This window comes from Bordetella tumulicola (assembly GCF_054779135.1).
The window spans coordinates 957507-979666 of record NZ_BAAGYU010000007.1 but is presented as its reverse complement, the minus strand read 5'-3'; the positions used below and the strand labels follow the sequence as shown (position 1 = coordinate 979666).

Annotated in this window: 19 protein-coding genes; 7 read left to right on the top strand and 12 right to left on the bottom strand. The window is 59.5% G+C overall.

What is annotated here, in order from left to right; genetic code table 11:
• Positions 1–6 precede the first annotated feature (6 nt).
• The 8 genes from ACYVDM_RS12875 to ACYVDM_RS12840 are packed head-to-tail and all read right to left on the bottom strand — an operon-like array spanning position 7 to position 6044.
• Positions 7–1164: a thiolase gene (locus ACYVDM_RS12875; RefSeq protein ID WP_415785197.1), complete on the bottom strand. Its 1158-nt coding sequence runs from the start codon at positions 1162–1164 to the stop codon at positions 7–9.
• A complete protein-coding gene (locus ACYVDM_RS12870; RefSeq protein WP_415785199.1) occupies positions 1161–1565 on the bottom strand; it encodes a Zn-ribbon domain-containing OB-fold protein in 405 nt (134 codons plus the stop codon). The genes ACYVDM_RS12875 and ACYVDM_RS12870 overlap by 4 nt, the downstream gene beginning before the upstream one ends.
• A complete protein-coding gene (locus ACYVDM_RS12865; protein WP_415785201.1) occupies positions 1565–2029 on the bottom strand; it encodes a MaoC family dehydratase in 465 nt (154 codons plus the stop codon). The genes ACYVDM_RS12870 and ACYVDM_RS12865 overlap by 1 nt, the downstream gene beginning before the upstream one ends.
• A gap of 15 nt (positions 2030–2044) precedes the next feature.
• Positions 2045–3013 carry an NAD(P)H-dependent flavin oxidoreductase gene (locus ACYVDM_RS12860; RefSeq protein ID WP_415785203.1) on the bottom strand — a complete coding sequence of 323 codons (969 nt, stop codon included), beginning with the start codon at positions 3011–3013 and terminating at the stop codon, positions 2045–2047.
• A gap of 1 nt (position 3014) precedes the next feature.
• Positions 3015–3698, bottom strand: coding sequence for a 3-oxoacid CoA-transferase subunit B (locus ACYVDM_RS12855; protein WP_415785205.1), 684 nt, complete (start codon positions 3696–3698; stop codon positions 3015–3017).
• On the bottom strand, positions 3682–4362 hold the full coding sequence (locus ACYVDM_RS12850; protein ID WP_415785207.1) for a 3-oxoacid CoA-transferase subunit A: 681 nt from the start codon (positions 4360–4362) through the stop codon (positions 3682–3684). The genes ACYVDM_RS12855 and ACYVDM_RS12850 overlap by 17 nt, the downstream gene beginning before the upstream one ends.
• A 14-nt stretch (positions 4363–4376) precedes the next feature.
• Complete coding sequence (locus ACYVDM_RS12845; protein WP_415785209.1) at positions 4377–5276, bottom strand: SDR family oxidoreductase; 900 nt, start codon at positions 5274–5276, stop codon at positions 4377–4379.
• 9 nt (positions 5277–5285) lie between these two features.
• Positions 5286–6044: an enoyl-CoA hydratase-related protein gene (locus tag ACYVDM_RS12840; RefSeq protein ID WP_460475418.1), complete on the bottom strand. Its 759-nt coding sequence runs from the start codon at positions 6042–6044 to the stop codon at positions 5286–5288.
• 247 nt (positions 6045–6291) lie between these two features.
• Between ACYVDM_RS12840 and ACYVDM_RS12835 the strand changes: the two genes are divergently transcribed.
• The 3 genes from ACYVDM_RS12835 to ACYVDM_RS12825 all read left to right on the top strand — a co-directional run bounded on the left by ACYVDM_RS12835 (position 6292) and on the right by ACYVDM_RS12825 (position 9280).
• Positions 6292–7134 carry an IclR family transcriptional regulator gene (locus ACYVDM_RS12835; protein WP_415785213.1) on the top strand — a complete coding sequence of 281 codons (843 nt, stop codon included), beginning with the start codon at positions 6292–6294 and terminating at the stop codon, positions 7132–7134.
• Between the two features lie 255 nt (positions 7135–7389).
• Complete coding sequence (locus tag ACYVDM_RS12830; RefSeq protein WP_415785215.1) at positions 7390–8376, top strand: Bug family tripartite tricarboxylate transporter substrate binding protein; 987 nt, start codon at positions 7390–7392, stop codon at positions 8374–8376.
• A gap of 109 nt (positions 8377–8485) precedes the next feature.
• Positions 8486–9280 (top strand): SDR family NAD(P)-dependent oxidoreductase, encoded by a 795-nt coding sequence (locus tag ACYVDM_RS12825; RefSeq protein ID WP_415785217.1) that lies wholly within the window; start codon positions 8486–8488, stop codon positions 9278–9280.
• A gap of 59 nt (positions 9281–9339) precedes the next feature.
• Here the strand turns inward: ACYVDM_RS12825 and ACYVDM_RS12820 are convergent, their stop codons facing one another.
• On the bottom strand, positions 9340–11589 hold the full coding sequence (locus ACYVDM_RS12820; RefSeq protein WP_415785219.1) for a DUF3604 domain-containing protein: 2250 nt from the start codon (positions 11587–11589) through the stop codon (positions 9340–9342).
• Between the two features lie 113 nt (positions 11590–11702).
• Between ACYVDM_RS12820 and ACYVDM_RS12815 the strand changes: the two genes are divergently transcribed.
• The 3 genes from ACYVDM_RS12815 (at position 11703) to ACYVDM_RS12805 (ending at position 14959) form a co-directional block, all read left to right on the top strand.
• Positions 11703–12626 carry a LysR family transcriptional regulator gene (locus tag ACYVDM_RS12815; protein WP_415785221.1) on the top strand — a complete coding sequence of 308 codons (924 nt, stop codon included), beginning with the start codon at positions 11703–11705 and terminating at the stop codon, positions 12624–12626.
• A gap of 100 nt (positions 12627–12726) precedes the next feature.
• Positions 12727–13695, top strand: a complete 969-nt coding sequence (locus ACYVDM_RS12810) for a Bug family tripartite tricarboxylate transporter substrate binding protein (protein ID WP_415785223.1) — start codon at positions 12727–12729, stop codon at positions 13693–13695.
• A 118-nt stretch (positions 13696–13813) separates the two neighbouring features.
• Positions 13814–14959, top strand: coding sequence for an alpha-hydroxy acid oxidase (locus ACYVDM_RS12805; protein ID WP_415785225.1), 1146 nt, complete (start codon positions 13814–13816; stop codon positions 14957–14959).
• Positions 14960–15180: 221 nt separating this feature from the next.
• Here ACYVDM_RS12805 and ACYVDM_RS12800 read toward each other — a convergent pair whose 3' ends face one another.
• Both ACYVDM_RS12800 and ACYVDM_RS12795 read right to left on the bottom strand, forming a co-directional pair.
• Positions 15181–16131, bottom strand: a complete 951-nt coding sequence (locus tag ACYVDM_RS12800; protein ID WP_415785227.1) for a dihydrodipicolinate synthase family protein — start codon at positions 16129–16131, stop codon at positions 15181–15183.
• Positions 16132–16172: 41 nt separating this feature from the next.
• Positions 16173–17297 (bottom strand): mandelate racemase/muconate lactonizing enzyme family protein, encoded by a 1125-nt coding sequence (locus ACYVDM_RS12795; RefSeq protein ID WP_415785229.1) that lies wholly within the window; start codon positions 17295–17297, stop codon positions 16173–16175.
• Between the two features lie 153 nt (positions 17298–17450).
• Between ACYVDM_RS12795 and ACYVDM_RS12790 the strand changes: the two genes are divergently transcribed.
• On the top strand, positions 17451–18347 hold the full coding sequence (locus tag ACYVDM_RS12790) for a LysR substrate-binding domain-containing protein (RefSeq protein WP_415785231.1): 897 nt from the start codon (positions 17451–17453) through the stop codon (positions 18345–18347).
• Between the two features lie 65 nt (positions 18348–18412).
• Here ACYVDM_RS12790 and ACYVDM_RS12785 read toward each other — a convergent pair whose 3' ends face one another.
• Positions 18413–21976, bottom strand: a complete 3564-nt coding sequence (locus ACYVDM_RS12785) for an AAA family ATPase (protein WP_415785233.1) — start codon at positions 21974–21976, stop codon at positions 18413–18415.
• Between the last annotated feature and the right edge of the window lie 184 nt (positions 21977–22160).

The following is a 22160-nucleotide window of genomic DNA, read 5'->3' as shown; positions in this document are numbered from 1 at the left end:
CCCCCCCTACACCGTCGACGCCCCTCCCAAGATCACGGTGTACTGCGACGACAGTACACCGCCATTCCCATGGGCCAATGCGACTTCTGCGCCGTCGACTTGGCGTTTGCCGCATTCGCCGCGTAATTGGCGGATGGCCTCGATCAACAGGAAAATCCCGTACATGCCCGGATGGCAGTACGACAGGCCGCCGCCGTTGGTGTTGACCGGCAGCGTACCGCCGGGCGCAATGCGTCCGCCGCTGACGAACGTACCGCCTTCGCCTTTGGCGCAGAAACCCAAGTCCTCGAGAAACAGAATCGTATTGATGGTGAACGCGTCGTATAGCCCCACCACGTCGATATCGGAGGACGTCAAACCGGCCTGGGCATAGGCGGTCGAGCCCGAGATGCGCGCGCCGGTGTTCACCAGATCGGGCATGTTCGAAATCGTTTGATGCGTGGTGCAATGCCCCGAACCCAACAAGTAGACAGGCGAGTGTTTGAGTGCCTTGGCGCGAGCCGGCGTGGTCAGCACGACGGCGCCGCCACCGTCGGTGACCAGGCAGCAATCGCGGATCGTCAACGGGTAGCTGATCATGCGCGACGAGAGCACCTCGTCAACGGTCAACGGGGTTTTTTCCCAGGCGACAGGGTTCATCAGCGCCCATTGGCGAGCCGCGACCGCGACGTCGGCCAGTTGCTCTCGTGTGGTGCCAAACTCGTGCATGTGACGGGCGGCGGCCAGGGCATAGGCGGTCGGCGGAAGGAACGGCTTGAATGGGGATTCGTAGGGATTCCATTCCGCTTGACTGGTGTTTTTGCGGCCTAGCGAGCGTTGTGTGCTGCCGTAGGCAACGACAGCGACCTCGCATAAACCTGCCGCAATGGCTGCCTCGGCCCGCACGAGATGACCCATGAACGAGGAGCCGCCGGTCGACGTTGAGTCGATATAGGCTTCGGGCAGATTCAGGTACTCGGCGAGGGCCAGGCCTGCGAGGCGGCTCTGCGAGGTCGCGCAGAATAGGCCATCTACCTCGTTGATGGACAGGCCGCAGTCATCCAGCGCGCGATAGACGCCCTGCGCCATCAGGTCCATGGCCGAATAGGCTTCGCCCACAGCGCCCAGGTCGGATTCGGCGGCGCCCACGACGACGGCACGACCGGGTCGGAAATCGGTGCTCATTGGCGGGACTCCAGGGATACGAAAACGGGGATCGGGTCATCCAGACCCTCTTGGGCTGCGGCTTGAAAGCGGACGCGTTGGCCGATACTGACCTGCATGGGATCGTCGGTCACGACGCGGCTCATCAGTCGAAAACCTTCGTCGAGATCGATCAGCGCCACGTTATACGGGTCGCCTTTACGCGGGTGTACCACCGACGTGCTGTAGACGGTGCCCAGGCCGGCGCTGAGTCGCCATTCGAGGCAGTCTTGGCCCGAATACGGGCAACGCACGCGCGGGAAAAAGACCGCACGCTCGGCGACGGGGCTGAATTGATAGGCCAACTCGCCTGCCCTTAAGTGCGCGACATAGCGCGCGTACGGTACGCCATCGCGCGATATGTCTTCCGTCTGAATTTCCATTATTTGCCCTTTTCGTACATCAAGTTCAAGGTCTCGGCGATCATGACGGGGCGGTCTTGGCCCTCGCGGTAGATAGTGTTGCCATAGGTCAGGCGAACGGCGCCGTCCATGCGTTCAAACGCTATCAGGCTGCGTTCCAGACGGATGCGGGAGCCCACCTGTACGGGCGAGGTAAAGCGAACTTTGTTCGAACCATAATTGATGCCACGGCCCCGTTCGCGGACGGCGACGATTTCTCCGCCCATGCCTGTCAACAACGAAAACGTCAGCATGCCGTGGGCAATCGTCTTGCCGTCGGGCAGTTCGCGGCGGGCGCGTTCGACGTCGATATGAATCCAGTTGTGGTCGCCCGAGAGCCGGGCAAAATCGTTAATCATTTCCTGGGTGATCTCCACCCATTCTGACTGGCCGAGGACTTTGCCCACGTAGGCTTCGAGATCATCAGGCGTATCTAGCGTCAACATAGTCTTTCCTTTGCGTTAGGCAACAAGAGACGACAGGCGTCCGGAAATCAAGGAATGCGCCTGATCCATGATACGGCCTACCAGGTCGCGGCAATTGGGGATGTCCTGGATGAGACCCTGGATCATGCCCACGGTCCAGATTCCTCCTTCGACATCGCCGTTCTCATAGACGCCACGCCCCTTGGCACCCGCGACCAGCGGGCCGATCTGATCAATGCCCGCCCCCACCTTCTCCAGGCTGACGACTTCGCCTGACAGGGCGTTTTTCCAGACCCGGCTGGTGTTGCGCAGGCTACGCAGGATCAGGCGCGTATCGGTTTCGCTCGAGCGCGTGATAGCTTCCTTAATGGCGTGGTGCACCGGGGATTCTTGGGTGCACATAAAGCGCGTGCCCATGTTGATGCCCTCGGCACCCAGGGCCAACGCCGCGACCAGGCCCCGCGCATCCCCAAAGCCACCCGATGCGATCACGGGGATGGTGACTTGTTCGACGGTGGCCGGGATCAGGATCAGTCCGGGGATGTCGTTTTCGCCGACGTGGCCCGCGCATTCAAAGCCATCGATCGAGACGATATCCACGCCGATCTCCTGGGCCTTGCGCGCATGGCGCGGCGTGGTGCATTTGTGAATGATGCGCACACCGGCGGCCTTGAAGGCCGGCATATGTTCGCTCGGGTTGTTGCCGGCGGTCTCGACGATCTTGACGCCCGATTCGATGATGGCGTCACGATACTCGGTGTAGGGTACGGGCTTGAGCGTCGGCAGAAAGGTCAGGTTGACGCCAAACGGGCGATCCGTCATCTCTCGTACACGTGCGATCTCGGCCCGTAGTGCTTCGGGGCCGGGTTGAGTCAAGGCCGTCAGGACGCCCAGGGCACCGGCATTTGAGACGGCGGCGACCAGTTCGGCACGCCCTACCCATTGCATGCCCCCTTGTACGATGGGATGCTCAATGCCGAGTAAACGGGTAATTGCGGTTTGCAACTTATGCTCCTGATGCGTTGGGTTTGCGATAGACCGACCAGTCTGGCGCCAGCGTGAGTGCGGCACCGGTCACGGCCTGCAGCGCCTCGAGTGTCCACCCGTCGGCCATGCGGTTGACGACAAGCCCCTTGTCGGTGACGTCGATGACGGCAATGTCGGTGTAAATACGATCCACGCACTCGGGCGCGGTCAAGGGATAGGTGCATTGCGTCAAGATGCGTGGCTGGCCATCCTTGGTGCAGTGTTCCATCAATACCCACACTTTCTCGGCGCCCGCCGCGAGATCCATGGCGCCACCTACGCCGGGAATTTGGCCTGGCGCGTCAACCGTCCAGTTAGCCATGTCGCCGTTCTCCGCCACCTGAAAGGCCCCCAGGCAGGCGATCTGAATATGGCCGCCACGTATCATCAGGAACGAGTCGCTGTGACTGAATACGGATGCGCCTGGCAGGAGCGTGACCGGGGATTTGCCGGCGTTGATGACGTCGTAGTCTTCCTCGCCCGGTGCGGGCACGGGGCCCAGGCCCAACAGGCCCTGTTCGCTATGCAGCATCAACTCACGGTCGGCCGGCACATAGTCGGCGATGAGCGTGGGCAATCCAATCCCCAGATTGACGCACGCGCCATCCGGGATATCGTGGGCCGCGACGCAGGCAATGTCCTGACGACTAAGCTTTACGTTCATTGGACACCTCCACTAGACGATCCACAAAAACACCCGGCGTAATGATGTGTTCGGGGTCGAGCGCCCCTAACGGTACGATCTCTCGCACTTGTGCGACGACCAGTTTGGCCGCGCCCGCCATGACGGGGTTGTTGATACGCGCGCCACGGTGATAGACCAGGTTGCCCCAGCGATCGCCGCGCAGCCCCTTGATTAACGCGACATCGCCCTTGATGGGTTTTTCCAGGACATAAGTCTGGCCGTCAATGACGCGCGTTTCCTTGCCCTCGGCCAGGCGCGTGCCGGCTGCCGTGCGCGTGAAAAACCCGCCGATGCCTGCCGCGCCGGCGCGGATGCGCTCGGCCAATGTGCCCTGTGGCACCAGTTCGAGCTCGATCTTGCCGGTACGGTGCAATTCGTCAAATACCGTACGGCCTTTCAGGCCGCGCGGGAATGAGCACACCACTTTGCGAATGCGGCCAGCGCTCATCAATTCGCTGACGACGTCGTCGCCCACGGTGGCGTTGTTGGCCACAATCGTCAGGTCTTTGACGCCGCGGTCCAACAGTCCTTCCATGAGGTCTGCCGGGCGTCCGGATGATCCGAAGCCCCCGACCAGAATGACGGCCCCATCCTCAATGCCGGCGACGGCATCGGCCAATGAACTTACACGCTTATCTATCACGACACGTCCTCGGTTCAGTCAAGATCATGGCCTTTCATATCGACATTGCGACGCGCCTTGTGGGCGAGATCGCGCATGACCGGGCCGATGGCGGTGACGTCATCCATCGGTTCGGCCGACGGGCCACGGCGCCACCCTTCCATGGCCGCCAAATGGCCACCACCTAGCTCAAATATACGGCCGGTCACGTCCTGGCTGTCCGCGCTGGCCAGCCAGACGACAGCGGGTGCGATCCAGCGAGGGTGACGCGACGCGATTTCCTCGGCGGAGCGTTCGCGTATGCCCTCGGTCATCCGTGTCTGCGCGTGCGGATTGATGGCGTTGACTGTCACGCCATAGCGCTTGAGTTCGCGTGCGGCGATGATCGTCATGGCGGCGATGCCGGCTTTAGCCGCGCCGTAGTTGATCTGGCCGATGTTGCCGTACAGGCCCGACGATGACGAGGTGTTGATGATGCGGGCGTTAGTGGATTCACCCGTCAGTTTGTGCTGATTACGCCAATAGGCGGCGGCATGATGGGTAGGGGCGAAGGCACCCTTCAGGTGGACATTGATGACAGCGTCCCACTCTTGTTCGGTCATATTGCAAAGCGTGCGATCGCGCAGAATGCCGGCGTTGTTGATCAGGCCATGCAAGGCACCGAAGTGCTCGATCGCCGCGTCAACCATACGCTTGGCGCCCGCGAAATCGGCCACGTTTTCGTGATTGGCAATGGCCTGCCCTCCTTCGTCGATGATCTCGCGCACGACCGATTCGGCCGTACTTTCGTCGGTGTCTTCGCCGGAGCGCGACACACTCAGATCATTGACGACGACACGAGCGCCCTCACGGGCCAACTGCAACGCGTATTCGCGGCCAATCCCACGGCCCGCGCCCGTCACGATGATGACGCGGCCTTCACATAGTGTAGACATGACACTCCTTTATGTGTGTTGAAAGTTGGGAGGACGTTTTTCCACAAATGCGCGTGCGGCTTCCTTGTGATCAGGACTGTCGACGCACTGGACATGACGCACGCACTCTCGATCGAGCATGTCGGCCAGACTCAATGTCAGGCCGTCGTTCAAGTTGGCTTTGATATGGGCAATGGCGGGTTGTGGGCCTCGGGCCAGGGCCTGCGCAATGTCGGTGACCTCGGAGGCCAGTTGCTCAGGGTCGAACGCCTGATGCAACAGCCCCAGCTCGGTGGCTTGTGCCGCTGACAACATGGGAGAACGTAGGTACAGCTCCCGCGCCTTGGCCGGGCCAACGATGCGGGGCAGAAAGTAATGGCCGCCAAAATCGCCCGGCACCCCGACGTTCGCAAAACCGGTGCGCATGCGCACGGACGTGTCGCCGTAGCGCAGGTCGCACGCCAATGCCAATGAAAGCCCTGCACCCACGGCGGCCCCACGCATCATCGCGATGGTGGGTTTGGGCATGCTGTGCAGGATCTCAACGATGCCGGTACGCCGGCGTAGCGCCGCCACCCGTTCGGCTTCGGAGGCTTTCTGTGCCTCAGATGACCGACTCATGCGTGCCACGTCGCCCCCCGCGCAAAAGCTCGCACCCGCGCCGGTCAGTACGACCGCGCCAATGGCCGTATTGGTCGCCGCGGCCGCCAAGGTCTCCAGCAACGCCTCGTAGAGCGTCGGACTAAGGGCGTTGTGCCGAGCCGGGCGGTTGAGCGTTAGCCACAGCACCCCGGCCTCTGTCTGCGTAATCAGTTCCTGATCATCCACGACGGCGTTTCCGTACAAGGTTCGAAGGCTTGTATGTTGCGGGGTTTTAGTCCTGGGCTGGGCGCGGGTCGATTCGATGAGAGAGAAAACGAGTCCGTATTATGAACTCTTGATATATTCCTATAGGAAACAAGGGCACAATTTGGCAGACAGATATGTCCATTATGTAGACTATTGATGGATGTCGCAGAACGACAAGGAGACCCTCGTGACGGATTCGAAGCAAAAAATCGTGCAGCCCGCCGCAGGCACGCAATCGCTGCAACGCGCCATCGCGCTGCTACGCATCATTGCTGGGAACAATCGTGCGGGCAGTCGTCTGGTCGAACTGTACCGTCGCACCGGGCTGGAGCGGCCCACCGTGCACCGGTTGCTGCAGGGCATGGTTGCGGAAAAGATGGTCCACCAAGATGCCCAAAGCAAACGTTACTACTTGGGGACGTTCGCCTACGAGCTCGGCCTGGCCGCTGCGCCTAAAGTCGCCATGCGTGATATCTGTTTGCCCCATCTGGACGCCATCGCCGAACACACGGGCGATACGGTGTTCCTGACGGTACGGTCGGGGTTTGACGGCATTTGTGTCGCCCGCTCGGATGGCTCGTTTCCGATCAAGATGTTTGTGCATGACGTCGGACGGCATCGTCCGTTGAATGTGGGGGCCAGTGGTCTGGCCCTGCTCAGTGCGTTACCCGACGACGAAATAGATCGCGTCTGCCGCATCAATGTCGAGCGCACCCGCCGCAAGAACCCACGTTTCACCGAGGCAGCCTTGCGCGCCAGTATCGAAAGCACGCGTCGCCGTGGCTACGCGACGACCAAGGTCATGGACGAACCGCCCGTGCATTCGGTGGGCATGGTGATCCGCTCGCCGGATGGCACGCCCGCAGCGGGGGTCAGCGTCTCGACCCTGGCATCGCGTCTGGGCAACAATCGCCTGGAGATGGTGGTGCATTGTCTCAGCGATGCCATCGCCTTGATCGAAGCCGAGTTGCGCAAATACGTGGATCAAGACCGCGTCCCCTATGCCATGCCCACCCTGGCGGTGATTTAACGGGCGGTGGCACGCACACATAGTGTCCAACACCGGGCGTCCAATATGCGGACTTACAGTGGATAATTTTCACGCGTGCCTCAGGGAAAGTGCGACCTTTCCCAGGTATTCCATAACGTGGACTTGAAACTGCGCATCCTGTGCGTGAAGTGATCCGGGGGTATGGACCCCCGCTTAGACTGCGGTCAACACGAGTCGAATCATGCACGACTCAGAACAACAATGATGATGCGCACTATTTAAGGAGACACGCTCATGCTGCACTTCCGCCCTCTCAGGAATCAACTCGTTCGCGGTCTTGGAATCGCAATGCTCGCCGTCGGCATTTGCCAGCCGTCGATGGCGCAATATCCCAACGACCGTCCTATCGAGTTCATCTCGCCGTATGCCGCTGGCGGCGCTAACGATTACCTGACGCGCCTGATGGCACGCTATATGGGCGAGGAGCTCAAAGCCAATATCGTTGTCGACAACAAGAGCGGCGCCAATGGCATGATCGGCGCGGCTTATGTTGCCAAGGCCAAGCCGGACGGCTATACGTTGCTGATGGGTAATAGCGCGACGCACGGCACAAATGCCACGCTGTACAAGAAGCAGCCCTACAACGCCAGCAAGGACTTCAGCCCCGTCGCCATGGTGGGCTCCGTACCCATCGTGATGGTGGTCAATAGCAGCCTGGGGATCAATAGCGTCGATGAACTGCGCGAATACGGCAAAACGCACCGTTTGTCGTTCGGCAGCAGCGGCGTCGGCGGAACCGGTCATCTGACGGGCGAGGCGTTTAAAGCCGAGAGCGGCCTGGACATGGTGCATGTCCCCTACAAGGGCGACAGCCCCGCGGTCGTCGACGCCATGGGGGGTCAGGTCGATCTCGCCTTTGTCGGCACGGCGTCAGCGACCTCGCAACAAGCCTCCGGCCGGATCAAGATCCTGGCCGTTGCACACCCCAAACGCACGCGGGCACTGCCTGATGTGCCGACGATGGCAGAGGTCGGTTTTCCGGGAATTGAGTTTTCACAGTGGTATGCCCTCTTCGCCCCTGCCGGCACGCCCGAGCCTGTGATTCAGCAACTGAACGCGGCAAACAAAGCAGCGCTGGCTAATCCCGCCGTGCAAAAGAGCCTGGATGCACAGTCGGCCGAGGGCACCTATCGCACCCCCGAGGAGCTGGAAGCGTTCTATCAGTCCGAGATCAAGCGCTTTGGCGAATGGATCAAGAAGCTGAATCTGTCTGTCGATTGAGGGAGTCCGGCCGCAGACCGAAAATGACCGACCATTTTGGTTAGCGTGAATTTATCGTTTACCCGACTTGAGAGTAATCTTGTGCCCTGTCTCAGGAAAAGGTGAAAACATGTTCAGGCTGGATGGCAAAGTCGCTTTGGTAACGGGCTGCGGCACGATAGAAAGTGGTTGGGGAAACGGCAAAGCCACGGCAGTGATGTTGGCACGACAGGGAGCGACCGTTTATGGCTGCGACCTCAGCCTGGATGCCGCACAAGGAACGCGCGACATCATTGACGAGGAAGGCGGAACGGCGACCGTGCAGTCATGCGATGTCACGCGTTCGGCCGATATCGCTGACATGGTCGCCAATTGTCTGGCAACGTACGGACGCATTGATGTGCTGGTCAACAACGTAGGCAGATCGGAACCCGGCGATCCCGTCACGATGGATGAAGACGTCTGGAACGAGCAGTTGCAGGTAAATCTCACGTCGGCGTTTCTCTGTTGCAAACACGTCATTCCGGTCATGGAAAGCCAGGGCGGCGGCTCGATCATCAATGTATCGTCCGTCGCCGGTCTGCGTTATATCGGCAAACCCCAGGTCGCCTACGCTTCGGCAAAAGCGGCCCTGATGCAAATGACGGCGACCACGGGCGTGATCTACGCCGAAAAGAATATCCGTTTGAACTCGGTCGTGCCCGGCCTGATTTTTACGCCACTCGTTGAGCGGCTGGCGAACAAATATGCCGGTGGCGATTTGGATAACTTTGTCGCGCATCGCCACCGCCAGGTTCCCATGGGCAGAATGGGAGATGCGTGGGACGTTGCGCATGCGGTGCTGTTTCTGGCCAGCGACGAAGCTCGCTACATTACCGCACAGCAAATCGTGGTGGATGGCGGTTTCACCATGGCGACGCGTTAAACGGGACAGAAATGATGGCGGTGCGTCTTTACCTACTGTCCTTATGCTGAGATCAACGGCTATTTGTTCTTCTCGATGTAGATCGGGCTTGAATAGATAAAGAAGCCGTCTTCGGTTGTCACTCTCACATAGATCGCATTGTCCTTGCCTGTGTGCAGGGGCACGCGCACGCGTTGGCGTATATGAGTGACCTTGTTTTCATTAGGCAGGCGGTAAATATGGAGGCGTCGTTTAATCCCGCCATTTTCATGGACGATGGGCTCCAGGCCGATCTCTTTCACGGACACGGCAACATCGATCAACGGCGTCTTCACCTTTAACACGCCGGCCTGTGCGTCTTTTAGCTTGACGTCGATCCCGCTGAAGCCGCCTGTCGTCAGGGATTTCCACTGAAGATGTTCGGGCGTCAGTTGATCCAGTGTTTTGTCCAGGTTCCAGAAGTTGATGGGCCGAGGATCAATAAACGTATTGTCTTCTAGTGTGGCGTCGCCGTCCCAAACGGTCTGTCGCCCTCGCCCACGATAACCCGACCCTTCCCAAATCATGCGAATGCGGTTTCCAAGATCTGCTTGACCATATGGACGTATCGTCGTCACGACTTCCATGAGATTGCGGATCTCGATGCTTTCGATGGCCCCATGGGTTGCCACATCGAACTCGAACTCAACGGTATCGCCGTCATAGGACAGAATGGATCCCATATCGGCGCTATTCACGGTGCGCTGGGTGACGGGCAGACCCATCTTAGGATCGTCAGACCATTGGGAGGCCGGCGTATCAAAATGCGCTTTGACATCTAGATAGGCACGACACCCGGTGGTCGCGTAATGGCGGCGCTGCCGCAGGCACTCCGCAATAGACGAGCGGGTGAGTTCGTCCGCGATCAGGCAACTGAGTCCGCCGTAGGCGCCAAAGAGCGACGCGCCTGGGTGGCTGGCGCCATGTCTACCCTTGTGCCCATCACTATTGGCGAGAATCCCTACCCGGTAACCTAGCTTGAATGCGTCCTCTAATAGCCATTCGAATGTGCCCCAGTCGGAATGGATTTCTACCGATCGTTCAATTCGTGCATCGTGCGACAAGGTAATGTCGGCGTAGCGGCCACCGATGTGGGCGAAGACAACGACCTCTTCGTCCGACAGCGCGTCAAAGAGTTGCGCGGCACTATTACAATCGCTATCGATGTCCGTCAGATCATCGATCAATGCGTGCGACGAGCGATGTATTTGTCGGCCTTCTTTCAAGTACATCACATTACGGTCACCACCTAGGCCGGTATTGCCTGACCATTCGTACCCGGGAAAAATAATGAAGCGACCGTCTTCGTTATATTTCGCCGTCAGCGTATTTAAATGCTCCCAGAATTCTGTCGTGATTTGGAAATCATTGCCCTGATGGCTCATGACATCAAGGAAGGCTCGGTCGCGTGCAAAAGTGATCAGATCTTCAGCTGAGTTGGTGCCGATCGTTTCTTCGGATTGGCCGTGAAGGTCCGCCCAGTAGTGGCGGCGTTGAAGTTGACTCACGACGCGGCATGGCGTGCTGCGTGCAACGACAACGCCGTTCAGAAGCACCTGAATTTCCAGATCACCCTCCTCTACTGGAGTTAGCCCATCGATGGCTGTTGCGTACTCGCCGTCCTTCATGGAGAAGGATTCCGGTAGTCCGGTGACCGCGAGATTCGCCCGCAGATTGTAGTTACCGGCGGCGCGATGCGAGGGGTTGCCCCATTTGTCTTCGCCCTTAAATCCCAGGCGTATGGGTTCGCCTTGCTTGGCCAGGCTTGGCAACAGGGCTTTATAGGCGACCGGTGGCCCAGCGATAACGGAGATGGTGGGTGACGATTCCAGTTCTACGTAGTGGTAGGTCGCGAAGGCGTCCACCAGCACCCGGAACTCAAAGCTGGGCTCGTGAAACGTCTGTACGCGCATGCCGGGAGACCCCTGGCGGGTGTCTCCAAAACGAACGACGATTTGGTCGCCCTCTTCCAGATAGCCGCGCACGACGCGAATAAACAAGGTCTTGTCCCACGGGCGGATGTTGCGCTTACCGTCGTATTCGATTTGCAAAATGGCGCCGTTGCTGGCTTCTACGGTTGTATAGTTCCAGCCCTTGGGATCGTCGAACTGGGGCTTTCCCATGTCGCTCGCAAAACGATGGACGATTTTGAGCGAACCTGTGTCGTCAATACCGAAGTAGCCCGCCGTATAGGTCAGGGTAAAGCAACCGAAACTCCCCGCCTCGAACTCTCCGGTCGGGGTGATGGTGGCGGAACCCATGAGGTGGCGGGCGTACTGGGAATGCGGCATGGCGGCCTCGCAAAGAGAAGACGGTTTTACGGTAACGATGATTACCTCCAATGCTATCGCCCGCCTACTCATGCTCCTATGGTATATAGGCTATTTCGGTATGACATCACGTTATGCAAGATCCTGTTGATATCGTTTCGCTACGGCAGCTTCGTGCACTGGTATCGGTCGCCGAGACGGCAAGCTTTACAGGCGCGGCCGAGCAATTGGGTATGTCACAGCCATCCATCAGTCATCTGATCCGACGGCTGGAGGCCGAGGTCGGCCAGACGCTGGTGGTACGCGGACGTGAGATCCAGTTGACGGCGCAGGGCCAGTCGGTGGCCGACGTTGCAAGGCGCGCAATTCTATCGATCGACAATGTCCTGCGCGAATGCCGGGACTTGGCCACATTGAAGGCGGGTTCCGTCAGCATTGCCGTAGGCCATGTCAGCGCCGCGACCTTATTGCCGCAGATCTTGTATCGATTTCAGAAAAAACATCCCGAGATCGAGTTGAGCGTGATGGACTGTATGGCGGAGCAGATTCGGATCAAGCTGCTATCACAAGAAGCAGATATCGGAATAGGCGCTGTCCTGGTGCCCGAAGATTCAAAAATCCTCGTAGAAACCGTCTGGGACAGCGGTGTCTCGTTGTTCATGCGCGAGGATCATCCGTTGGCTCGCCGCAGCAGCGTTGAGGCGAAAGTGCTTGCCGAGTTGCCCTGTATTCAACTCAATCCCAATTCGCCGGCGTGGTTGGCGATCAGCCGCAAGTTAATTGCGGCCAATATCTATCCCTGTGTCGAGCAGCGGGTCGTTCTGGTTTCAACGGCGGTCGGCATGATTCAGGCGGGGATGGGCGTTGCAATGATGCCGCGGATCGCTGCTAGTCATATGCCAGCCGGCATTCGGGGTATTCCCCTACGCAATCCCGAGCTGGAGTGGCCGATCTCGATCGTGAGACTGGCCAATTTCCCCTTGTCGCCCGCGGCGCGGGCGTTCGCGGGCGTGGTGCGGGCCACGATTGCAGAGATGCGCCAAGCACAAGGCGTATAACGCGACGTCATGATGGTATAGGTTGAGCGCTCTATGGTCGACGCTCGCCAATGAATACGCTTAAGTGTATTTCCCATCAGCACCAACCGTCGGAGCCATTATGAAAAAAATATTAGGGGTATGCCTGGCCGCTTTGGCCGGGGGTGTATTTTCGGCGCATGCACAGACCTATCCGTCTCGCCCAATCACACTTGTTATTCCACTCGCTGCAGGCAGTACCGCGGACATTCTTGCCCGCGCTATTCAACCCGGATTGTCCAAGCAGCTTGGGCAAACCGTGATTGTAGATAATAAGGCAGGTGGCAGCGGGTTGATCGCCATGCAATATGTGGCGAACGCGAATCCGGATGGTTATACGCTGGTGATGGGGTCGAATAATACGTGGGCAATCAATAAGGGATTGTTCAAATCCCTTCCCTATGATCCTCAGAAGGACTTTAAGCCGGTGGCGTATCTTGCCGGCGCTTCCAACGTCCTGATTGTTAAGCCGGATAGTCCATACGATTCGGTGAAGGCTTTGGTCGCGGCCATGAAGGCACAGCCGGAAAAATTGACGTTTTCGTCTGGCGGCAACGGTACGACCCATCATTTGTCCTCCGAGTACTTAAAAGCGTTGGCGGACACCAAGGCTACGCATATTCCGTATCGTGGCGCGCCTCAGGGGGTGACGGCGGTCATGGCCGGTGAGACCAATTTCGGTTTTTACAATACGCCCAGTGTGTCCGGACTGGTCAACGACGGGAAGCTGAAAGCACTTGCCACGACGGGCGAGGCACGATCATCGCTATTGCCGAACGTCCCCACCATGGCTGAAGCAGGCGTGGCGGGATACGTGATTTCGGTCGACCTCGGGATTCTGGCGCCGGCGGGTACCCCAGACGCAGTCGTAGAACGTTTGAATCAAGCGGTGCGCACGGTCATGAACGAGCCCGCATTTCACCGCAAACTGCAAGGGCTGGGGTATGAAGTGTTCAGGGATGACAGTCCGGCCCAGTTCGGTCAATTTATCCAGACGGATATCGATAAGTGGGTGCCGTTGGTTGTGCAGTCCGGTGCGCGGGTAGACTAACGATAAGTAGCGTGGTTCCCGCGCCCTACCTTGCGTCAGGCCAGGGTTATCGAGGCGCGGGATTGAGTTTCAGGCACAATATAAAAAGAACAAACCCGTTACCCTGGGACTTGAGAACATGCGCCTGAAAGACTGCCACAATTTTCATGATTTTCGCGCGTTGGCCAAACGCCGGCTGCCCGGCCCGATTTTTAATTACATCGATGGTGCGGCTGACGATGAGGTCACGCTGCGGCGCAACGCGGCAAGCTTCGAGCAGTGTGACCTGGTGCCCAATGTGTTGCGCGGCGTGCGGGATGTGGATCTTTCGGTGACGGTGATGGGGCAAAAGCTGGCGCTGCCGGTGTATTGCTCACCCACCGCGCTGCAGCGCTTGTTTCATCACAGAGGCGAACACGCAGTCGCCGAGGCGGCCTCGAAGTTTGGCACCATGTTCGGCGTATCGTCGCTGGGCACGGTCAGCCTGGAAGAGATCCGCAAGACATACAGCGGTCCGCAGGTCTACCAGTTCTATTTTCACAAGGATCGTGGCCTGAACCAGGCCATGATGCAACGCGCCAAAGAGGCCGGCGTCAATATCATGATGTTGACTGTCGACAGCATTACGGGCGGCAACCGTGAGCGTGATCTGCGCACCGGGTTTTCGATTCCCTTCAAACTGAATCTCGCAGGGTTGTCCCAATTCGCCATGAAACCGGCCTGGGGATTCAACTATGTGACCCACGAGCGCTTTCAGTTGCCCCAGTTGCAGGAGCATGTCGACATGAGTGGCGGCGCCATGTCTATCGGTCGATATTTCACTGAAATGCTTGACCCCGCGATGACATGGACGGATGTGGCCGATATGGTTCAACGCTGGGATGGTCAGTTTTGCCTTAAGGGCATCATGTCTGTCGAGGACGCCAGGCGCGCCGTCGACATTGGCTGCACGGGCATCGTTTTGTCCAATCATGGTGGACGTCAATTGGATGGATCCCGTTCGGGTTTTGACCAACTGGCCGAGATCGTCGACGCGGTCGGCGACAGGATCGACGTCATGATGGACGGCGGGATACAGCGTGGCACGCATGTACTGAAAGCGTTGTCCCTGGGCGCCAAGGCGGTCGGTGTCGGTCGATACTATCTCTACCCGCTGGCCGCGGCCGGACAGGCGGGTGTCGAGCGTGCCTTGGGCCAACTGCGCACCGAGATCGAACGGGATATGAAGCTCATGGGCTGCACTTCCGTATCGCAGCTGACAAGAGAAAATTTACGATTTCGTTGATACCCGCGTTAAGCCAGGAAGGAACCGTGCCGCAAGACAGCATCGCCAGCGCAAGCCTGCTGCTGTTTGACCCTTTCTGGCCCTGACGCGCCGCCCGGGAGTTGACCGGGAAACTGCAGATCCCACGGCAGTACTTGCGTTCGCTGCCATCCGGGACGGACATCGCCAGGGGGGTGATTATTCCGAGTGATTCCCTATGACCTTTATTTGAGGCCCGTGACTCACTTGGGCAAGGCCAGGGATTGGACCCCGGGGATGTCGAATTGCGCGGCGGTCAGGCCGGTTTCCAACGCATCGCGCTGTGCGGCCGTCAGCTCAACGAGTGGCGGGCGCACAGTGGCCCATCCTTCATCGCCCGAGCGCTGTGCGATGGCTGCTTTCATGGCGGGGATCATCGGGAATTGCTGGAAGATCGCCCGTACGGCATCCAGGCCCTGTTGCAGGTCGTCGGCCTGGCCGCTTTGCCATTCGCGATACAGCGCGGCAATCGGACCGGGGTTCACGTTGCCCGTGGCAGTGATGCACCCTGCTCCGCCGCCCCGCAGCGTCTGCAGCAAGAACGTTTCGCTACCGGCAAATACGTCAAAGCCCTGAGGTTGAAACTGCTTGAGCATGGCGTCGGTATTCGTCCAGTCCCCAGAGCTATCCTTGATACCGGCGACGTTGTTGGGATAGGCCTTTAATAGGCGCTCGATCAGCGCCAGGCTGATCCCGACCTGGGCGACGGGTGGTATGTGATACAGGTACACGCGCAACCGATCGTCGGCGACTTGTTCGATGACTTGAGAGTACGCGCGGTACAGTCCCTCATCGCTGACGCCCTTGTAGTAGAACGGCGGCAGCATGAGTACGCCGGCGCAGCCCGCCGACACGGCATGGCGCGTTAGCTCAATGGCATCCGGCAACGCGCAGGCGCCCGTGCCGGGCATCATGCGGGCGGCAGGCAGGCCGGCTTCCAGCAAGGCGTCCAACAATGCGCGTTTTTCCGCCACACTGAGTGAATTCGCCTCGGAGTTGGTGCCGAACACGGCCAGGCCGACGCCCTGCTCTACCAGGTTTCGACAATGCGCCACGAACCGCGGCGCCGACGGCGTGTAGTCGGCGTTGAACGGCGTAAGAACGGGGGAAAGCACGCCACGCAGGCGCGGCATATCGGGGGGTAAGGAGGACATAGTGAGGTGGACTCCAGATAAAGGCGAGGAAAAACCGGGTGTCAACGTACGGTGCGCCATTGCCCATAGCGTTCGACGGCGGATTTGTCGAAGTCGAATCCCAGGCCCGGATCCTGCCGCAGCAGGACGCGACCGTCCTTGTGTTCCAGTTGACGATCAACCAGTTTGCGAAAATTCAGCACTTGATCATCCCAAAAGAACTCGACATAACGGGCGTTGGGTGTGGCCGCCACGAGGGGCGCATGCAGATCGTGGAACCAATGCGGACACACTACCACCCCATAACTGGCCGCAGTAGCGGAAATTCGTCTCCATTCGGTGATGCCACCGCAAACCGCGGCGTCGTGCTGCAGAATAGCGGCCGCATTCTTGTCCAGCAATTCCTTGTGATACCAACGGCCATAGCCGATCTCGGCCGTGGCGATGGGAATGCGCGTCAGTTTTGCGAGCTTTGCGTGGCTGTCCACGTCGTCCGGTGAAAACGGTTCTTCCAGGAAGTAAGGGTCGTATTGTTCAAAGCGGCGCACGTACTGCATCGCCTGCGTGGTATCGACCCAGGCGTTATTCAGATCCATCATGATTTCAATATCCGGCCCCACAGCCTCGCGGGCCGCACGCAGGCGTGCTTCTTCTTCTGCCGGCGACAGGCGGCCGGATTTCATTTTGACGGCGTTGAAGCCCTTGGCGACGTAGCTGGCCATTTCCTCGCCCAGCATTTCCGGGGTTTTGCCATCCAGGTAGTAACCGCCACTGGCATAGGCCGGCACGGAATCCAGTTCGTAGGCGCCCAGGAATCGATGTAGGGGCAGCTTTGCCGTGCGCGCATTCAGATCCCACAGTGCGGTGTCCAACGCGCTGAGCGCTCGCATGACCGTACCCGCACGCCCTTGCAGCAAGGACTCCTGATACATGGTTTCCCACAGGCGCTCAACGGCATGAGAATCCTGGCCGATCAACACGGGCGCCAGCAGTTGTTCGACCGCGTTGACGAACAGATCGCCCGCTGCGCTACCCACATAGCAAAACCCGATACCTTCGACACCATCAGTCGAGCGCACTTTGACCAAGCCGTAATAGCGGGTACTGACCGTGCGGGTGGAAAAGGAAGTGACCTTATCCAGCGGTACCGCGGCGGCGCAAACGTCGACGGAAAGAATCTTGGGCACGTGGATCTCCTTGTATGCCGTGTGGTTGATTATGAAGTAAGAAGCGGATGATCGTATTCTGAGCCGATAAAACAAAAAGAAAAATAATGTTCTGGCTTCTTGTGAAGTTATAAAATCCATCTTTTAAAGGGGATGGCCCAAGGCTCCAACACCATGGATACACGGTTTCTACAAAGCTTTATTTATGTCGTGGAAACGGGATCAATCGCCGCCGCCGCGCGCCGGCTGGACCTGACGCCGGCATCGGTCGCACAACGGATCAAAGCCCTGGAAACCGACGTCGGCAGCCAGTTGATCGTGCGTGCCGGCCGCACGGTCAAACCCACACTGGCCGGCAATCGCATTCTGCAGCACGCACATACCGTGCTGAACGAAGTCCGCGACCTGCGTTCTGTCGCGTCTGAAACCAGCTTGCCAGCAGGTCCCCTGCGCCTGGGCGCCACGCCCACGGGATTGACGCAAATCTTGCCTGGCGTGCTAAAGCAGTGGGTGTTGGCTCACGCGCATATCGAGATTTATATCGAACCGGCACCCAGCACGGTGCTGTATCAACGCCTGCTCAACGGCCATTTAGACGCCGCTGTGATGGTGCATCCTCTATTCGATTTGCCTAAAAGCTGCGCGTGGCATGGCTTGCGCAAAGAGCCGCTGACGCTGGTCACCCCGTCCACGATGCTTGTGAGCGATCCGATCAAAACGCTGGCAACCGAGCCCTTTATTCGATATGACCGTCAGGTGGTGGCTGGAAAGTTGGCTGACGACTACCTGCGTCATCACGGGGTGCGGCCGCGTGTTCGCTTTGAGTTGGACGGCATCGAATCCATTGGAAAACTCGTGGCCGAAGGTCTGGGGATCTCTGTGCTGCCGGACTGGAACGTCGGTGGTCCGCCCGATTTCGCGATCAAGCGCTGGGCGTTGCCACCGCCCCATATGGAACGAGAAGTCGGCATCGTGTGGACTCGCGCGGGCGTGCGTGCACAATTGGCGCAAACGCTGGTGGCGTTGGCCGCACCGTTATTCAAGTTGGAAAGCGTTACCGGGCCTTCATGATGGTGAACCGTTGTGACCGGATCCGGCCGCTTACCTGCCTTACAGGGCAATTGTCATTGCTTTGCTCAGGCGGCACGTTGCGGCGATTCACTGTTTAACCGCGCTTCGGCCTTGCGCGCTGCCAGCGTCAGGCCCAGTCGTCGGCTTTCGGTGATGGCGGTCTGCCAGTGTTCGCGTGCCTTGGCATGTTGGCCTTGACGATCGGCGACGTTGCCTAGCAGGCAGAGATATTCGCCCCGCATGAAGTGGCTGCCGAATTTATCCATTTGCACTGCGGCCCGGCGTACGGCGCACGAGGCCCGCTCTGTTTGATTGTGCTCCAGGTAGGCGCTGGCCAGAAAGAGTTCCAGCGCGGATTGCAGCACGGGCATACCTTCGCGTGATGCATCGATGGCTCGCTGGATCTCGTCGAGTCCGGTGGGTTCCCCGCGGCACGCGTGTACCCAGCCGGACAGGCCTTCAGCCAGCCCATACCACAGCGCAAAATCGCCACTGGTGGCGGCCGAGCGCAAGGTGTTGGCGGCGTGCAGGGCTTCGTCGTCGTCGCCGCGTTGGCGGTGGATTTCGGCGAGCATGGCCAGGCATAGTACCCGGCTGGCCAAATGGTCCAGGCTATTGGCGTCGTCCAGACCGGCCTGGGCAAACGCCAGCCCCTCTTCTTCGCGGCCCTGTAGTGTGAGCGCCCAACCCAGGACGGCTTTTGCGGCGCAGACGCCGTCGGCACCCCAGCGGGCCAGCCGCATACTGTAATCCGGTTGACCATTCAGGCTGGTGATGCTGTGGCGCAGCCAGCGTTCGGCGGCCACCATGTCGCCGGTCAGCAGATAGCTGAAACCGCAAGCGTACTGCGCCCAACCGAGCAAGACGCTGTCACCGTTTTGCTCGGCGTAGCGATAAAGCCCGTCTGCCAGTTGCAGGCTTTCGGTATGCGTGCGAGTGCTCAGGGCCACACTCCAGGCGCCCCAGAGCATGAGAAACTGCGTGCTCGGGTCGTCGTCATCGTTGATCTGCAATTCGGCGATGCGCGCGTAGGCCTCGAAGGTCTCGGTCGCGCCGCCGCCTTTGAGCGACGTGAATACCGCGCCGCGCAGCAATTGCACATCGAGCTCGGTTCTGCGGCGCACGGCGACATCGTCGATATGGCGCAGCGCGCGCAAGGCGCGTTCGGTCAGCATCTGCGCCTCGGTCACTGCCGACTGGGCCAAGGCGTCGCGGGCTGCCAGGCACCACCAGTGCGAAGCGTTGGCGTGCAGCGCAATATCGAAGTGGCGCGCGATGTAGGCGGACTCTACGGACTCGGCGCGCGACTCTTGCTCGATCAGATAATTGGCGACTTTCTCGTGCGTGATGCGGCGCTGGCCCGGGCTGAGCGTTTGATAAATCGCGTCACGCACCAGCGCATGGCGAAAATTTGCGGGAATGCCATCCTCGATCAGACCGCGCTGGCGCAGTTCAAGCAGGATCTCGGGCATCCTGTGGGGAGACATCCCCATGTCCTGGGCGGCCCGATGCATCAATATGTCGTCCACCTGCCCTACGACGGCGGCGAACTGCACGAGCTTGCGAGCAGCGGGCTCCAGATCCGACAGTCGGGCGGCTATCAGATCGGCAATGACGGGCGTCACGCCGATATCCGCGCCCAGCGTGACCTGACGCACCATTTCTTCGGCATAGAGCGGGATACCATCCGCGTCGTCCACGATCCTGGCGCGCAGCTTCGGCGAGAGGCGCTGCCCCTTGGCTCGATGCGCAACGAGCTCCGCGATGACCTGGCGTTCCAGGGGTTTGAGTTGCAGTTCATGGGCAGACCAAGGGCAATGAAACTCGTCACGCACCGTCATCAGCATCATGGTCGCTGCGGACTGCTCGTGCTGCATCAGCATTTCGATCAATGCCAGGCTGGAGTGGTCCGCCCAGTGCAGGTCTTCCCAGACTAGCAACAGCGGGCGATTGGGTTGACTTCGATGCGTCAGGATGGTCGCCAGCGCCTGGATTAGCGACTCGCGTGGCAGATCGCCAGCGGCTGCGCGTTCGCTTTCTGGGAACAGGACGCGTCGCAGGCTGGCACAGACGGAGGCGTCCAGTCCCACGCGACGGCAGACCGTGTCGATCAGCTGATTCTGGGAGCTGGGGGATTCGAGGATATCCTCTACGCCCCCCCACTCCAGGGATAGACGCCGCATGACGAATTCGCGTACGGCATAAAACGGTGTGTGATCGTGACCCTCTTGGCTGGCCAGCAGACAGACGTCGCCGCCGGTATGGCGCACGTATTCCGCCATGACGCCTGCCAACAGCGACTTGCCGATGCCGGCTTCGCCACGCACGGTCATAGCGGTGGGCCGTTGAACCACGGGCAGATGCGCCCACAGACGGACCAGACTGTCGAACTCGCGCACGCGGCCAAACATCCGTCGCACGACTTTGGCCTCGAGCGGAGAGTCCAGCACGCACAAATGTCTACCGTGGCGTTTTTCGGCATGTACGGCGAACTCGCCCACGACGCGATCGCGGGTGGCCGCACTGATCAGGACTTCTCCGGTATCGGCCAGATAAGCCAGTCGCATGGCACTCTGACTCACGAGTGCACCCGCGTCGGGGCGCGTTTCCGATTGCACCAGGGAAATCTCGGCGTGAATACCCTGGCCCAGCCGTACCCCTGTCGGTAGAGGCAGGGCGCGGATGGCACACGCGAGTTTGCAGGCGATATGGGCCGGGCGTTCGGTCAGCTTTGGATAGCCGAAGACAATCGCCAGGCTGCTGTCTACGCCGACCAGGACGTGTCCGCCTTCGTTGCGCGCAAGTTTCAGCAGGCGCTTGCGCGCCATTTGCAGGCTTTGCAATGATTGTTCGGGATAGTCTTCGGATTCCTCTAGCGACAACGCAACCGCGAGTACCGCCAGCGGATGATAGTGACGCTGTTCGATCGGTCGCAGTACGTCCAGATCCAACGCGGACTGCCCCTGTTCGATCAGCGTGCGCGTTTGCTCCGAGGGCTCGGAGTCAAAGCGTTCGCGCATGATGCCGACACAGTGCTCGTAGGCCAGCATGGCGGCCTCGCGATTGCCACTATTGAGCAGCAGGCGGATCAGGTGGCGATGCGCGCCCTCGTCTTCGGGATGTTGGTGAACCCATTTTTTGGCCGTATCCAGCGCCTGATCCTGCAGGCCCTGGTCCATTAACTGGGCCAGTACCGTTTTGCGGGTGCCGGAAATATCGCGCTCGATACGCGACTGCCAGCTCGTTTTCCATGCGGTGAATGCTCCGCTTTCGGGCAGATCGGTGTACTCCAGCAACTTGCCGCGGTCGTACTCCAGCCGCTGTTCGAGCGTCAAGGATTCGTAGCCAGGGGCGCCAATGATGGCCAGCGCGTCAACCATGATGACGTCGGGATTCAGGGCCAAAGTGCCGGCCGTGGCTATCCAGGCATCGGGAACCGGCTCAAACAATCGGCGTAACACGAATAGCGAGTGGCGCAGGTTGGCGCGTCCATCTTGTAGATCAGCGGGCCAGAGGGTGTTGGCCAATTCTGCGCGGGTATAGGGTTTTCCTTGTGCTAGCGCCAACATGGCGAGCAACAGTTTGGGTTTGCTATAGCTGAATGCCCGACGACCGCTGACATTGGACACGGTGATATCGAATTCACCGAGTAAACGAAGTTGAACTGGTCGTATCAGGCTTAGGTGCATAGGGATAGATGGCGAGAACAATATGACCCGCCAGGACGACATGCGGAAATGCACATCGGAACTGCCCTGCCTCGTACCTTGGTTAGGTCTTTGCTCTCAATTGATATCGATTCGATACAGAAAT